Genomic DNA, 16,077 nt, shown 5'->3' with positions numbered 1-16,077 from the left:
GAATTTTAAAATTTGCTTGGCGACCATAGCATTGTGGACCCACCTGATTCCATGCCGAACTCAGAAGTGAAACACAATAGCGCCGATGGTAGTGTGGGGCTTCCCCATGTGAGAGTAGGACATCGCCAGGCTTTAATTTCGACTTATCTCGAAAGAGATGAGTCAACATAGTTTTCTGAGTAAAAACTTAGAATATTATGTTGACTTTCAAAGTGGAAAGCGTATTATACGCGTCCTGCTTAAGTGCTAAGGCACTGAAAGCGTTCTCTTTTTAGAGAACAAGCTCTTTAACAATTTAAACCTATCAATCTGTGTGGGCACTCGTTGATGAATATCAAAACGTTTTATCATTAGATAAAACAGATTCTTCGGAATCAAAATTGATTTCAATGAACTGAGTGACCAATACGTTTAACTACTTGTAGTTATTCGGCACAGTCAATTCATTACCATTCTGTTGGAATGGTAATAGCTTTAAAATTACATAGTAGTTTTGAAGTCAGTATTCGTTGAGTCGACAAAATCTTAAATTGAAGAGTTTGATCATGGCTCAGATTGAACGCTGGCGGCAGGCCTAACACATGCAAGTCGAGCGGAAACGACACTAACAATCCTTCGGGTGCGTTAATGGGCGTCGAGCGGCGGACGGGTGAGTAATGCCTAGGAAATTGCCTTGATGTGGGGGATAACCATTGGAAACGATGGCTAATACCGCATAATGCCTACGGGCCAAAGAGGGGGACCTTCGGGCCTCTCGCGTCAAGATATGCCTAGGTGGGATTAGCTAGTTGGTGAGGTAATGGCTCACCAAGGCGACGATCCCTAGCTGGTCTGAGAGGATGATCAGCCACACTGGAACTGAGACACGGTCCAGACTCCTACGGGAGGCAGCAGTGGGGAATATTGCACAATGGGCGCAAGCCTGATGCAGCCATGCCGCGTGTATGAAGAAGGCCTTCGGGTTGTAAAGTACTTTCAGTTGTGAGGAAGGGGGTAGTGTTAATAGCGCTATCTCTTGACGTTAGCAACAGAAGAAGCACCGGCTAACTCCGTGCCAGCAGCCGCGGTAATACGGAGGGTGCGAGCGTTAATCGGAATTACTGGGCGTAAAGCGCATGCAGGTGGTTCATTAAGTCAGATGTGAAAGCCCGGGGCTCAACCTCGGAACTGCATTTGAAACTGGTGAACTAGAGTACTGTAGAGGGGGGTAGAATTTCAGGTGTAGCGGTGAAATGCGTAGAGATCTGAAGGAATACCAGTGGCGAAGGCGGCCCCCTGGACAGATACTGACACTCAGATGCGAAAGCGTGGGGAGCAAACAGGATTAGATACCCTGGTAGTCCACGCCGTAAACGATGTCTACTTGGAGGTTGTGGCCTTGAGCCGTGGCTTTCGGAGCTAACGCGTTAAGTAGACCGCCTGGGGAGTACGGTCGCAAGATTAAAACTCAAATGAATTGACGGGGGCCCGCACAAGCGGTGGAGCATGTGGTTTAATTCGATGCAACGCGAAGAACCTTACCTACTCTTGACATCCAGAGAAGCCAGCGGAGACGCAGGCGTGCCTTCGGGAGCTCTGAGACAGGTGCTGCATGGCTGTCGTCAGCTCGTGTTGTGAAATGTTGGGTTAAGTCCCGCAACGAGCGCAACCCTTATCCTTGTTTGCCAGCGAGTAATGTCGGGAACTCCAGGGAGACTGCCGGTGATAAACCGGAGGAAGGTGGGGACGACGTCAAGTCATCATGGCCCTTACGAGTAGGGCTACACACGTGCTACAATGGCGCATACAGAGGGCAGCAAGCTAGCGATAGTGAGCGAATCCCAAAAAGTGCGTCGTAGTCCGGATTGGAGTCTGCAACTCGACTCCATGAAGTCGGAATCGCTAGTAATCGTGAATCAGAATGTCACGGTGAATACGTTCCCGGGCCTTGTACACACCGCCCGTCACACCATGGGAGTGGGCTGCAAAAGAAGTGGGTAGTTTAACCTTTCGGGGAGGACGCTCACCACTTTGTGGTTCATGACTGGGGTGAAGTCGTAACAAGGTAGCCCTAGGGGAACCTGGGGCTGGATCACCTCCTTATACGAAGATACTTACGATGAGTGTCCACACAGATTGATTAGGTTTAGAAAAGCAAAGAGATGAAGAACTCCCAAGTTCTTCGAAGTTTGTTTCTGCTTTTAAAGTGGAGATAAATTAGCAGTGTCCCGTTCGTCTAGAGGCCTAGGACACCGCCCTTTCACGGCGGTAACAGGGGTTCGACTCCCCTACGGGATACCATTGGGTCGTTAGCTCAGTTGGTAGAGCAGTTGACTTTTAATCAATTGGTCGCAGGTTCGAATCCTGCACGACCCACCATTTCCTCCCAAGGAAATAAAATTTGGGGCGATTAGCTCAGTTGGGAGAGCACCTGCCTTACAAGCAGGGGGTCACTGGTTCGAGCCCGGTATCGCCCACCATTCTCTAAATATTCTTGGTTATCATCATATCCAAACCACTTCTTTTGTTGTTGGTTGGAGTCTTTGACGGTGAGAATCTTTAGAAAATGTGAATTTTAGAACACTGGTTCTTAAAATCTCATGCTCTTTAACAATTTGGAAAGCTGACTGATTACTTAATTGGTTTTCACTTTAAAAAGTGAAATCAAACAGCTCAAGCTGTGATTAAGTTAATCAAATTTAAAAGTTCTCAATGTTTATCTTTCATTAGATAGACACAACAAACACATTCAAGTGTCTTGTATTCGATTCAAACTTGTTTGAATCACAATTGAGTCCGGCAAACAGTCATTAAGAATTAACCCTTCTTAATGACAACCAAAAACCTTGGTTGCTTTTTGTCTTCACTTTTTGAAAGTGAAAGCAAATTTGTATCATACACAAGACCCTTTCGGGTTGTATGGTTAAGTGACTAAGCGTACACGGTGGATGCCTTGGCAGTCAGAGGCGATGAAAGGCGTAATAACTTGCGATAAGCCCAGATTAGGTAGTAATAACCTTTTGAGTCTGGGATTCCTGAATGGGGAAACCCACTTACATAAGTAAGTATCCTGTTGTGAATACATAGCAACAGGAGGCAAACCGGGGGAACTGAAACATCTAAGTACCCCGAGGAAGAGAAATCAACCGAGATTCCGAAAGTAGCGGCGAGCGAAATTGGATTAGCCCTTAAGCTTTTAATGATGCAGGTGAAGAGTCTGGAAAGTCTCGCAGTAAAGGGTGATAGCCCCGTAACCGACACATCATAATCAGTGAAAACGAGTAGGGCGGGACACGTGATATCCTGTCTGAATATGGGGGGACCATCCTCCAAGGCTAAATACTACTGACTGACCGATAGTGAACCAGTACCGTGAGGGAAAGGCGAAAAGAACCCCTGTGAGGGGAGTGAAATAGAACCTGAAACCGTGTACGTACAAGCAGTAGGAGCACCTTCGTGGTGTGACTGCGTACCTTTTGTATAATGGGTCAGCGACTTAATTTTAGTAGCAAGGTTAACCGTTTAGGGGAGCCGTAGGGAAACCGAGTCTTAACTGGGCGTACAGTTGCTAGGATTAGACCCGAAACCAGGTGATCTAGCCATGGGCAGGTTGAAGGTTGAGTAACATCAACTGGAGGACCGAACCGACTAATGTTGAAAAATTAGCGGATGACTTGTGGCTAGGGGTGAAAGGCCAATCAAACCTGGAGATAGCTGGTTCTCCCCGAAAGCTATTTAGGTAGCGCCTCGGACGAATACTACTGGGGGTAGAGCACTGTTAAGGCTAGGGGGTCATCCCGACTTACCAACCCTTTGCAAACTCCGAATACCAGTAAGTACTATCCGGGAGACACACGGCGGGTGCTAACGTCCGTCGTGGAGAGGGAAACAACCCAGACCGCCAGCTAAGGTCCCAAAGTATAGCTAAGTGGGAAACGATGTGGGAAGGCTCAGACAGCCAGGATGTTGGCTTAGAAGCAGCCATCATTTAAAGAAAGCGTAATAGCTCACTGGTCGAGTCGGCCTGCGCGGAAGATGTAACGGGGCTAAGCTATACACCGAAGCTGCGGCTACGTACCTTAGGGTGCGTGGGGTAGGGGAGCGTTCTGTAAGCCGTTGAAGGTGGTCTGTAAGGGCTGCTGGAGGTATCAGAAGTGCGAATGCTGACATGAGTAACGATAAAGGGAGTGAAAAACTCCCTCGCCGGAAGACCAAGGGTTCCTGTCCAACGTTAATCGGGGCAGGGTAAGTCGACTCCTAAGGCGAGGCCGAAAGGCGTAGTCGATGGGAAACGGGTTAATATTCCCGTACTTCTTACAATTGCGATGGGGGGACGGAGAAGGCTAGGTGGGCCTGGCGACGGTTGTCCAGGTTCAAGTACGTAGGCGGGTGGTTTAGGTAAATCCGGACCGCTACTAACGCTGAGATACGATGTCGAGCTACTACGGTAGTGAAGTCATTGATGCCATGCTTCCAGGAAAAGCCTCTAAGCTTCAGATTGTAAGGAATCGTACCCCAAACCGACACAGGTGGTCGGGTAGAGAATACCAAGGCGCTTGAGAGAACTCGGGTGAAGGAACTAGGCAAAATGGTACCGTAACTTCGGGAGAAGGTACGCTCTTATCAGTGAAGTCCCTTGCGGATGGAGCAGACGAGAGTCGCAGATACCAGGTGGCTGCAACTGTTTATTAAAAACACAGCACTGTGCAAAATCGTAAGATGACGTATACGGTGTGACGCCTGCCCGGTGCCGGAAGGTTAATTGATGGGGTTAGACTTCGGTCGAAGCTCTTGATCGAAGCCCCGGTAAACGGCGGCCGTAACTATAACGGTCCTAAGGTAGCGAAATTCCTTGTCGGGTAAGTTCCGACCTGCACGAATGGCGTAATGATGGCCACGCTGTCTCCACCCGAGACTCAGTGAAATTGAAATCGCTGTGAAGATGCAGTGTACCCGCGGCTAGACGGAAAGACCCCGTGAACCTTTACTACAGCTTGGCACTGAACATTGAACCTACATGTGTAGGATAGGTGGGAGACTTTGAAACCGCGTCGCTAGATGTGGTGGAGTCGTCCTTGAAATACCACCCTTGTAGTTTTGATGTTCTAACGTTGGTCCCTGAATCGGGATTACGGACAGTGCCTGGTGGGTAGTTTGACTGGGGCGGTCTCCTCCCAAAGAGTAACGGAGGAGCACGAAGGTGGGCTAAACACGGTTGGACATCGTGTGGTTAGTGCAATGGCATAAGCCCGCTTGACTGCGAGAATGACAATTCGAGCAGGTGCGAAAGCAGGTCATAGTGATCCGGTGGTTCTGAATGGAAGGGCCATCGCTCAACGGATAAAAGGTACTCCGGGGATAACAGGCTGATACCGCCCAAGAGTTCATATCGACGGCGGTGTTTGGCACCTCGATGTCGGCTCATCACATCCTGGGGCTGAAGTCGGTCCCAAGGGTATGGCTGTTCGCCATTTAAAGTGGTACGCGAGCTGGGTTTAGAACGTCGTGAGACAGTTCGGTCCCTATCTGCCGTGGGCGTTGGAAAATTGAAAGGGGCTGCTCCTAGTACGAGAGGACCGGAGTGGACGAACCTCTGGTGTTCGGGTTGTCATGCCAATGGCATTGCCCGGTAGCTAAGTTCGGAATCGATAACCGCTGAAAGCATCTAAGCGGGAAGCGAGCCTTGAGATGAGTTTTCCCTGGCGCTATAAGTGTCCTAAAGGGTTGTCGTAGACTACGACGTTGATAGGCAGGGTGTGTAAGTGCTGCGAGGCATTGAGCTAACCTGTACTAATTGCCCGTGAGGCTTAACCATACAACACCCAAGGGGTTTTGTGGACTCAAAGAAAGACCAGACCTTGAATGCGTTTGAAGAGATAGACTTTTAAATCAGTTTTCCAGATTATTTTGCCTTCAGTTTTTAAAAAACTGAAAGTAAAAGCAAAATTTGCTTGGCGACCATAGCATTGTGGACCCACCTGATTCCATGCCGAACTCAGAAGTGAAACACAATAGCGCCGATGGTAGTGTGGGGCTTCCCCATGTGAGAGTAGGACATCGCCAGGCTTTAATTTCGACTTATCTCGAAAGAGATGAGTCAACATAGTTTTCTGAGTAAAAACTTAGAATATTATGTTGACTTTCAAAGTGGAAAGCGTATTATACGCGTCCTGCTTAAGTGCTAAGGCACTGAAAGCGTTCTCTTTTTAGAGAACAAGCTCTTTAACAATTTAAACCTATCAATCTGTGTGGGCACTCGTTGATGAATATCAAAACGTTTTATCATTAGATAAAACAGATTCTTCGGAATCAAAATTGATTTCAATGAACTGAGTGACCAATCGAGATTAAGTTTACTTAGTCTTGGCACAGTCAATTCATTATCATTCTGTTGGAATGATAATAGCTTTAGAATTACTTTTTGTAGTTTTGAAGTCAGTATTCGTTGAGTCGACAAAATCTTAAATTGAAGAGTTTGATCATGGCTCAGATTGAACGCTGGCGGCAGGCCTAACACATGCAAGTCGAGCGGAAACGACACTAACAATCCTTCGGGTGCGTTAATGGGCGTCGAGCGGCGGACGGGTGAGTAATGCCTAGGAAATTGCCTTGATGTGGGGGATAACCATTGGAAACGATGGCTAATACCGCATAATGCCTACGGGCCAAAGAGGGGGACCTTCGGGCCTCTCGCGTCAAGATATGCCTAGGTGGGATTAGCTAGTTGGTGAGGTAATGGCTCACCAAGGCGACGATCCCTAGCTGGTCTGAGAGGATGATCAGCCACACTGGAACTGAGACACGGTCCAGACTCCTACGGGAGGCAGCAGTGGGGAATATTGCACAATGGGCGCAAGCCTGATGCAGCCATGCCGCGTGTATGAAGAAGGCCTTCGGGTTGTAAAGTACTTTCAGTTGTGAGGAAGGGGGTAGTGTTAATAGCGCTATCTCTTGACGTTAGCAACAGAAGAAGCACCGGCTAACTCCGTGCCAGCAGCCGCGGTAATACGGAGGGTGCGAGCGTTAATCGGAATTACTGGGCGTAAAGCGCATGCAGGTGGTTCATTAAGTCAGATGTGAAAGCCCGGGGCTCAACCTCGGAACTGCATTTGAAACTGGTGAACTAGAGTACTGTAGAGGGGGGTAGAATTTCAGGTGTAGCGGTGAAATGCGTAGAGATCTGAAGGAATACCAGTGGCGAAGGCGGCCCCCTGGACAGATACTGACACTCAGATGCGAAAGCGTGGGGAGCAAACAGGATTAGATACCCTGGTAGTCCACGCCGTAAACGATGTCTACTTGGAGGTTGTGGCCTTGAGCCGTGGCTTTCGGAGCTAACGCGTTAAGTAGACCGCCTGGGGAGTACGGTCGCAAGATTAAAACTCAAATGAATTGACGGGGGCCCGCACAAGCGGTGGAGCATGTGGTTTAATTCGATGCAACGCGAAGAACCTTACCTACTCTTGACATCCAGAGAAGCCAGCGGAGACGCAGGTGTGCCTTCGGGAGCTCTGAGACAGGTGCTGCATGGCTGTCGTCAGCTCGTGTTGTGAAATGTTGGGTTAAGTCCCGCAACGAGCGCAACCCTTATCCTTGTTTGCCAGCGAGTAATGTCGGGAACTCCAGGGAGACTGCCGGTGATAAACCGGAGGAAGGTGGGGACGACGTCAAGTCATCATGGCCCTTACGAGTAGGGCTACACACGTGCTACAATGGCGCATACAGAGGGCAGCAAGCTAGCGATAGTGAGCGAATCCCAAAAAGTGCGTCGTAGTCCGGATTGGAGTCTGCAACTCGACTCCATGAAGTCGGAATCGCTAGTAATCGTGAATCAGAATGTCACGGTGAATACGTTCCCGGGCCTTGTACACACCGCCCGTCACACCATGGGAGTGGGCTGCAAAAGAAGTGGGTAGTTTAACCTTTCGGGGAGGACGCTCACCACTTTGTGGTTCATGACTGGGGTGAAGTCGTAACAAGGTAGCCCTAGGGGAACCTGGGGCTGGATCACCTCCTTATACGAAGATACTTACGATGAGTGTCCACACAGATTGATTAGGTTTAGAAAAGTTAAGAGACGATATTGGGTCTGTAGCTCAGCTGGTTAGAGCGCTCGCCTGATAAGCGGGAGGTCGGTGGTTCAAGTCCACTCAGACCCACCAATATCGACCTAGATGGGGCTATAGCTCAGCTGGGAGAGCGCCTGCCTTGCACGCAGGAGGTCTGCGGTTCGATCCCGCATAGCTCCACCATCTTTAAGCGTTCTTGTTAGATAAAAAGTCTTACGAGAGTCTTTAAAAATGGTTCAATTTATTGAATCAAGCTCTTTAACAATTTGGAAAGCTGACTGATTGATTTACTTACGAGTAATTCAATCAAATTTAAAAGTTCTCAATGTTTATCTTTCATTAGATAAACACAACAAACACATTCAAGTGTCTTGTATTCGATTCAAACTTGTTTGAATCACAATTGAGTCCGGCAAACAGTTATTAAGAATTAACCCTTCTTAATGACAACCAAAAACCTTGGTTGCTTTTTGTCTTCACTTTTTAAAAGTGAAAGCAAATTTGTATCATACACAAGACCCTTTCGGGTTGTATGGTTAAGTGACTAAGCGTACACGGTGGATGCCTTGGCAGTCAGAGGCGATGAAAGGCGTAATAACTTGCGATAAGCCCAGATTAGGTAGTAATAACCTTTTGAGTCTGGGATTCCTGAATGGGGAAACCCACGTGCATAAGTACGTATCCTGTTGTGAATACATAGCAGCAGGAGGCAAACCGGGGGAACTGAAACATCTAAGTACCCCGAGGAAGAGAAATCAACCGAGATTCCGAAAGTAGCGGCGAGCGAAATTGGATTAGCCCTTAAGCTTTTAATGATGCAGGTGAAGAGTCTGGAAAGTCTCGCAGTAAAGGGTGATAGCCCCGTAACCGACACATCATAATCAGTGAAAACGAGTAGGGCGGGACACGTGATATCCTGTCTGAATATGGGGGGACCATCCTCCAAGGCTAAATACTACTGACTGACCGATAGTGAACCAGTACCGTGAGGGAAAGGCGAAAAGAACCCCTGTGAGGGGAGTGAAATAGAACCTGAAACCGTGTACGTACAAGCAGTAGGAGCACCTTCGTGGTGTGACTGCGTACCTTTTGTATAATGGGTCAGCGACTTAATTTTAGTAGCAAGGTTAACCGTTTAGGGGAGCCGTAGGGAAACCGAGTCTTAACTGGGCGTACAGTTGCTAGGATTAGACCCGAAACCAGGTGATCTAGCCATGGGCAGGTTGAAGGTTGAGTAACATCAACTGGAGGACCGAACCGACTAATGTTGAAAAATTAGCGGATGACTTGTGGCTAGGGGTGAAAGGCCAATCAAACCTGGAGATAGCTGGTTCTCCCCGAAAGCTATTTAGGTAGCGCCTCGGACGAATACTACTGGGGGTAGAGCACTGTTAAGGCTAGGGGGTCATCCCGACTTACCAACCCTTTGCAAACTCCGAATACCAGTAAGTACTATCCGGGAGACACACGGCGGGTGCTAACGTCCGTCGTGGAGAGGGAAACAACCCAGACCGCCAGCTAAGGTCCCAAAGTATAGCTAAGTGGGAAACGATGTGGGAAGGCTCAGACAGCCAGGATGTTGGCTTAGAAGCAGCCATCATTTAAAGAAAGCGTAATAGCTCACTGGTCGAGTCGGCCTGCGCGGAAGATGTAACGGGGCTAAGCTATACACCGAAGCTGCGGCTATGTACCTTAGGGTATGTGGGGTAGGGGAGCGTTCTGTAAGCCGTTGAAGGTGGTCTGTAAGGGCTGCTGGAGGTATCAGAAGTGCGAATGCTGACATGAGTAACGATAAAGGGAGTGAAAAACTCCCTCGCCGGAAGACCAAGGGTTCCTGTCCAACGTTAATCGGGGCAGGGTAAGTCGACTCCTAAGGCGAGGCCGAAAGGCGTAGTCGATGGGAAACGGGTTAATATTCCCGTACTTCTTACAATTGCGATGGGGGGACGGAGAAGGCTAGGTGGGCCTGGCGACGGTTGTCCAGGTTCAAGTACGTAGGCGGGTGGTTTAGGTAAATCCGGACCGCTACTAACGCTGAGATACGATGTCGAGCTACTACGGTAGTGAAGTCATTGATGCCATGCTTCCAGGAAAAGCCTCTAAGCTTCAGATTGTAAGGAATCGTACCCCAAACCGACACAGGTGGTCGGGTAGAGAATACCAAGGCGCTTGAGAGAACTCGGGTGAAGGAACTAGGCAAAATGGTACCGTAACTTCGGGAGAAGGTACGCTCTTATCAGTGAAGTCCCTTGCGGATGGAGCAGACGAGAGTCGCAGATACCAGGTGGCTGCAACTGTTTATTAAAAACACAGCACTGTGCAAAATCGTAAGATGACGTATACGGTGTGACGCCTGCCCGGTGCCGGAAGGTTAATTGATGGGGTTAGACTTCGGTCGAAGCTCTTGATCGAAGCCCCGGTAAACGGCGGCCGTAACTATAACGGTCCTAAGGTAGCGAAATTCCTTGTCGGGTAAGTTCCGACCTGCACGAATGGCGTAATGATGGCCACGCTGTCTCCACCCGAGACTCAGTGAAATTGAAATCGCTGTGAAGATGCAGTGTACCCGCGGCTAGACGGAAAGACCCCGTGAACCTTTACTACAGCTTGGCACTGAACATTGAACCTACATGTGTAGGATAGGTGGGAGACTATGAAACCGCGTCGCTAGATGTGGTGGAGTCGTCCTTGAAATACCACCCTTGTAGTTTTGATGTTCTAACGTTGGCCCCTGAATCGGGGTTACGGACAGTGCCTGGTGGGTAGTTTGACTGGGGCGGTCTCCTCCCAAAGAGTAACGGAGGAGCACGAAGGTGGGCTAAACACGGTTGGACATCGTGTGGTTAGTGCAATGGCATAAGCCCGCTTGACTGCGAGAATGACAATTCGAGCAGGTGCGAAAGCAGGTCATAGTGATCCGGTGGTTCTGAATGGAAGGGCCATCGCTCAACGGATAAAAGGTACTCCGGGGATAACAGGCTGATACCGCCCAAGAGTTCATATCGACGGCGGTGTTTGGCACCTCGATGTCGGCTCATCACATCCTGGGGCTGAAGTCGGTCCCAAGGGTATGGCTGTTCGCCATTTAAAGTGGTACGCGAGCTGGGTTTAGAACGTCGTGAGACAGTTCGGTCCCTATCTGCCGTGGGCGTTGGAAAATTGAAAGGGGCTGCTCCTAGTACGAGAGGACCGGAGTGGACGAACCTCTGGTGTTCGGGTTGTCATGCCAATGGCATTGCCCGGTAGCTAAGTTCGGAATCGATAACCGCTGAAAGCATCTAAGCGGGAAGCGAGCCTTGAGATGAGTTTTCCCTGGCGCTATAAGCGTCCTAAAGGGTTGTCGTAGACTACGACGTTGATAGGCAGGGTGTGTAAGTGCTGCGAGGCATTGAGCTAACCTGTACTAATTGCCCGTGAGGCTTAACCATACAACACCCAAGGGGTTTTGTGGACTCAATAGAAAGACAGACCTTGAATGCGTTTGAAGAGATAGACTTTTAAATCAGTTTTCCAGATTATTTTGCCTTCAGTTTTTAAAAAACTGAAAGTAAAAGCAAAATTTGCTTGGCGACCATAGCATTGTGGACCCACCTGATTCCATGCCGAACTCAGAAGTGAAACACAATAGCGCCGATGGTAGTGTGGGGCTTCCCCATGTGAGAGTAGGACATCGCCAGGCTTTAAATTAAATCTTTAGGTTGACCGACCTGGAGATATGGACGCTCACTTAGTGAGTTGACCACTGCGGAGTGGTAGTTCAGTTGGTTAGAATACCGGCCTGTCACGCCGGGGGTCGCGGGTTCGAGTCCCGTCCACTCCGCCACTTATTAAGAAGCCTCGCTAGCAATAGCGAGGCTTTTTTACGTTTGATACATAGAGTTTTCGCTATTGAACAAGCGAAGAGCCCTCCTCCGCAGTATGCTTATACACATTGACCCTAGTTATTTCTCTATTTATTTGGCTCTGTATGTCTATCGAAAAGGATTGGTCTCGTTTGAGAGAAATATATGGTCGTTTTGTATGTTTGATAGATACAAAAACGCCTAGCGTTTGCTAGGCGTTGATAAATAGTATCTTCTAATACATCGATTACAGTATTTGTTTGAGTATTCTGTCGGCTTTTACCCGAGTGATCTTGCGAATCAACTTCTGAACTTCCATCGGGTAGCTCTCTACCTTGTCTAACTGCTTATAAGTACAGATAAGCTGAGTGTGTTGAAGGATGTTATCCACTTCAGCCTGAAACTTGTCTGTTAGGTGGTGGTAGTTGTCTTGGATAAAAATGCCATTCTCTAGATCTAATTTCCATGCGCGAGGGTTTAGGTTATTACCCGTTAGCAGCATATAGCGTTTATCGACCCAAATCCCCTTTAGGTGGAAGCTATTTGAATCGTGTTGCCATAGTCGAATTGATAGATTGCGGCTAGCAATATGAGCTTCATTGGCTTTAGCGAAATGACGTAAGTTCAATTCGTAAAGGTATGGCAAACCACCAATTGTTTTAAATTCTTCTTCTGGCGAGATAAAGAAATCATTAGCTGTTTTATCGCCAACAACAATGCTGACCTTTACGCCACGCTTAAGCGCTTTCTTCACTTCTTTAGCGAGGCTCGGTGGGAAGTTGAAGTATGGCGTGCAGATAAAGATTTCATCTTTAGCTTGCGCTACGAGTTGATTGATTCCCTGATTCAGACGGTTACGTCTCTTACCGATACCAACCAATGGTGTTATAGCAACTTGGTCTGTTGAAACCTCTTGACCATCGAATTGATACTGAGATCGTGCTAGCAAAGCTCGGAACTGGCGAATCGCTGGTTTTAACTCTTTAGTCATTGGTTTATTTTTGTCAGCCAAGTCATAAACAGCGCTGTCCGCAACCATCTGTTCGTGCACGTACGTAAACATTGAGTCAGCAAGCGCTGCGTTGTTTAAAACGTGGTAACGATCAAAGCGATAGCGGTCATGGTAATTCAGGTAGATATTGTTAAGGCTTGCACCGCTGTATATCACGGTGTCATCGACGATAAAGCCTTTTAAGTGCAACACGCCAAAGACTTCTTTGCCGCGAACTGGAATGCCATAGACAGGTACAGAATGCTGATATTTTTCTGCGAACTCTTTATACATGGCTGCATTGCCTTCAGAAGACTCTGCGCCAATCAATCCGCGCTGTGCTCGGTGCCAATCAACACAAACGCTCACGTCTAATGCTGGATTATTTTGCTTTGCTTCATATAAGGCAGTTAGGATCTCACGGCCAGCCTCATCATCTTCAAGATACAAAGCGACTAAACTAATACGAGTCGTTGCGCGAGATATCTCATCAAGTAGGCGAGTTCGAAACTCTTGCGCTGATAGTAGTACTTCAAACTTGTCAGGATTCTGCGCTATGGTTGGCAACTGTATGAATGGATTCCTACTGGCAATCATATTGACTGTTTTACCTTAAAAATATGCAAAATTGCTAACCTTTAATTTTACCAAAGGGTTAGCCTTAAATACTAGATAATCAGGGCATTCTGTGACAATTTTTCTGATAATGCATAGGAATGAGATCTTTTCCGCTATTCGAATAGCGCTCGTATAAAACTCTTAAACCGTTTGGCAGATCTTTAGGGTCTACTTGTACGAATTGGTGTCGAGTGTAAAAATTGGTGAGATGAGTGTACGCAAAGCAGTAGTCGTCTTCCGTAAGCGTATGTTGCGCACAATAATCCATAAGCTGGGAGCCTAATTGCTTACCACGATGTTGTTTTGATATCGCCATTCCAGTCAGCAAGCGATTATTTTCTATTGTACGAAAACGCACGACACCGCACAGCTCGTCATCTAGCAATAATGAAAAGATCAATTCACTTTTATTGGCTTTCCCTGTTGGGTAATGCTCTTTATAGAAACGTTTAACTAAAGGAACCTTGATAGGCTCTAGTTGAGTAATGATGACATTGTTCATTCTGTCACTGCGCCATTGGTTTATCTGCTGTAGAATGGCTGCAGTGTAAATTAATTGAATATCGTCATGCAATTCCATCTCAATGCTAGTTTAAAAAATGTTCATACTTTTTCTATCGATCAGACGTGTGATGCGTTGCTTGAAGTCACCACTATCGAAGAACTGATTTCGCTTTACAAAGACCCTAAATGGTCAGCTTTACCCAAGTTAATACTGGGTAAGGGTAGCAATATGCTTTTTACTGAGCACTTCGCTGGCCTGGTCATTGTGAATAAATTAGCCGGGATTGAGCTGACTGAGACGGACAGTCATCACCTACTGCATGTAAGTGGTGGCGAGGATTGGCCAAGTTTGGTTGAATGGAGTGTGGATAAAGGGCTGGGTGGTCTAGAAAACCTAGCAATGATACCCGGCTGTTCAGGCTCTGCTCCGATTCAAAATATTGGTGCGTATGGTGTTGAGCTACAAGACGTATGCGAGTATGTCGATATCCTATGTCTGGATACTTATACAGTTAAGCGATTAAGCAGGAAAGAGTGTCTCTTTGGTTACCGAGATTCTATTTTCAAACACGCTCTCTACGGTAAAGCGATTGTGGTGGCGATTGGTTTAACGTTGCCGAAAGAGTGGGAGCCATGTAATCACTACGGCCCGTTAAAAAGCCTAGCAGCCGATACGCTCTCTCCTCGCACTATATTTGATGAAGTGTGTGCTATCCGTTCAAGTAAGCTGCCAGACCCTAGAGTACAAGGGAATGCGGGCAGTTTCTTCAAAAACCCTGTGATCACCAAAGATCATTTTGATCGCTTGTTAGCTCTATATCCAAATATTGTCGGCTATGAGAGTAATGACATGATCAAAGTTGCTGCTGGCTGGCTGATTGATCAATGCCAGTTCAAGGGTGTGACAGAAGGTGGCGCTCAGGTTCACCCTAACCAAGCATTGGTTATTATCAATTATGATGAGGCTTCTGCTGTGGATATCCTTAAGCTTGCAGAGCGAGTGCGCCAGTCCGTCTTGAATAAATTCAATATTCGATTGGAACATGAAGTGCGCTTTATGGGACGAGACTGCGAGACAAACCTAGACAAGGCTTTGGGGTCATTGGCATGAGAGAACACAGTACCAAGCTTGCACTATTGAGATGCCTTGCTGACGGTGAGTTTCATTCAGGTGAAGACCTAGGTGAAATGATTGGTGTGTCACGAGCGGCGATAAGTAAGCATATTAAGGGTATTCAAGAGTGGGGTTTAGATATCTATCGAGTACAAGGCAAGGGTTACAAGCTAGCCAGCCGTTTAGATATGCTTGACCAAGAAAAATTGTCTGCAGTTAGTCGCGATGCTTCTCTTGAACTGATTCCCATTATAGGTTCTACAAACCAACACCTATTAGAGCGTACTAACACCCTCGAATCGGGTTCTGTCTGTATTGCGGAATATCAAACAGCGGGCCGTGGGCGTCGTGGACGAGAGTGGGTGTCGCCATTCGGTGCAAACCTCTATCTTTCAATGTATTGGAGACTCGACGCAGGGATGGCTGCCGCAATGGGCTTAAGCCTTGTGGTTGGTGTCGCTGTTGTTGAAGCTTTGGAAGAAATGGGCGTAGAAGGTGTAAAGCTCAAATGGCCGAACGACCTTTACCACAATGACAAGAAGCTCGCAGGCATTTTAGTCGAGTTGTCAGGTCAATCTGGTGGTGCTGCTCATATTGTGATTGGTTTAGGGCTTAACCTATCCATGGAGCCCACAATATCCGGTATTGGACAGCCATGGACTTCATTAAAAGAAGTGTGTGATGGACAAGTGCCCGATCGAAATGACCTCGCCCAAGTTCTGATTAACGCATGGAATAAAACACTTGTTGATTACGAACTCAAAGGGATGTCTAACTTTGTAAGTCGATGGAATCGTTTAGATAATTTCTTAGGTCGCAATGTAAGACTTATCATTGGACCTAGGGAAATTGAAGGTATCGTACAAGGGATCGATGCACAAGGTGCTATATTACTCAAAACGGCTAACGGCATCGAAAGTTATATCGGTGGCGAGATATCACTAAGAAAAGGGGATTAAA

The 16,077-nt window shown here is 47.5% G+C and carries 4 protein-coding genes, 6 tRNA genes and 7 rRNA genes; 15 read left to right on the top strand and 2 right to left on the bottom strand.

All coding sequences use genetic code 11. The features are described from left to right. Positions 1 to 15 precede the first annotated feature (15 nt). From rrf (OCU36_RS13090) to OCU36_RS13030, 13 genes are all read left to right on the top strand, one after another. Positions 16 to 131, top strand: a 5S ribosomal RNA gene (rrf, locus tag OCU36_RS13090). A gap of 396 nt (positions 132 to 527) precedes the next feature. Further along, positions 528 to 2,082, top strand: a 16S ribosomal RNA gene (locus tag OCU36_RS13085). Positions 2,083 to 2,204: 122 nt separating this feature from the next. Further along, positions 2,205 to 2,280 (top strand) — tRNA-Glu (locus OCU36_RS13080). 2 nt (positions 2,281 to 2,282) lie between these two features. Further along, positions 2,283 to 2,358, top strand: a tRNA-Lys gene (locus tag OCU36_RS13075). Positions 2,359 to 2,383: 25 nt separating this feature from the next. After that, positions 2,384 to 2,459 (top strand) — tRNA-Val (locus OCU36_RS13070). 441 nt (positions 2,460 to 2,900) lie between these two features. Continuing rightward, positions 2,901 to 5,794: ribosomal RNA gene (locus OCU36_RS13065) — 23S ribosomal RNA — on the top strand. Positions 5,795 to 5,929: 135 nt separating this feature from the next. Further along, positions 5,930 to 6,045, top strand: a 5S ribosomal RNA gene (gene rrf, locus OCU36_RS13060). A gap of 397 nt (positions 6,046 to 6,442) precedes the next feature. Next, positions 6,443 to 7,997, top strand: a 16S ribosomal RNA gene (locus tag OCU36_RS13055). Positions 7,998 to 8,064: 67 nt separating this feature from the next. Beyond that, positions 8,065 to 8,141 (top strand) — tRNA-Ile (locus OCU36_RS13050). A gap of 14 nt (positions 8,142 to 8,155) precedes the next feature. Next, positions 8,156 to 8,231: transfer RNA gene (locus OCU36_RS13045), tRNA-Ala, on the top strand. 351 nt (positions 8,232 to 8,582) lie between these two features. After that, positions 8,583 to 11,476: ribosomal RNA gene (locus OCU36_RS13040) — 23S ribosomal RNA — on the top strand. Between the two features lie 135 nt (positions 11,477 to 11,611). After that, a 5S ribosomal RNA gene (gene rrf, locus OCU36_RS13035) occupies positions 11,612 to 11,727 on the top strand. The 16S, 23S and 5S rRNA genes sit together here with 6 tRNA genes alongside, the layout of an rRNA operon. A gap of 67 nt (positions 11,728 to 11,794) precedes the next feature. Continuing rightward, a tRNA-Asp gene (locus OCU36_RS13030) sits at positions 11,795 to 11,871 on the top strand. A gap of 266 nt (positions 11,872 to 12,137) precedes the next feature. On the opposite strand, the gene pssA is transcribed toward OCU36_RS13030, so the two are convergent. Both pssA and OCU36_RS13020 read right to left on the bottom strand, forming a co-directional pair. After that, positions 12,138 to 13,478: a CDP-diacylglycerol--serine O-phosphatidyltransferase gene (pssA, locus tag OCU36_RS13025; protein WP_261838337.1), complete on the bottom strand. Its 1,341-nt coding sequence runs from the start codon at positions 13,476 to 13,478 to the stop codon at positions 12,138 to 12,140. A gap of 79 nt (positions 13,479 to 13,557) precedes the next feature. Continuing rightward, complete coding sequence (locus OCU36_RS13020; protein WP_261839741.1) at positions 13,558 to 14,001, bottom strand: GNAT family N-acetyltransferase; 444 nt, start codon at positions 13,999 to 14,001, stop codon at positions 13,558 to 13,560. A gap of 66 nt (positions 14,002 to 14,067) precedes the next feature. On the opposite strand from OCU36_RS13020, the gene murB reads away from it, so the two are divergent. Continuing rightward, entirely contained in the window at positions 14,068 to 15,114 is a 1,047-nt protein-coding gene (murB, locus tag OCU36_RS13015; protein WP_261838336.1) for a UDP-N-acetylmuramate dehydrogenase, read from the top strand. Then, the gene (gene birA, locus OCU36_RS13010; protein ID WP_261838335.1) at positions 15,111 to 16,076 is read left to right on the top strand and encodes a bifunctional biotin--[acetyl-CoA-carboxylase] ligase/biotin operon repressor BirA; all 966 of its coding nucleotides are present in this window, start codon (positions 15,111 to 15,113) and stop codon (positions 16,074 to 16,076) included. Before murB ends, birA begins: the two co-directional genes overlap by 4 nt. The last annotated feature ends 1 nt before the right edge of the window (position 16,077 follow it).

The sequence above is a fragment of the Vibrio artabrorum genome (assembly GCF_024347295.1).
Taxonomy (GTDB): Bacteria; Pseudomonadota; Gammaproteobacteria; order Enterobacterales; family Vibrionaceae; genus Vibrio; species Vibrio artabrorum.
This window is presented reverse-complemented; position numbering and strand designations above follow the sequence as displayed.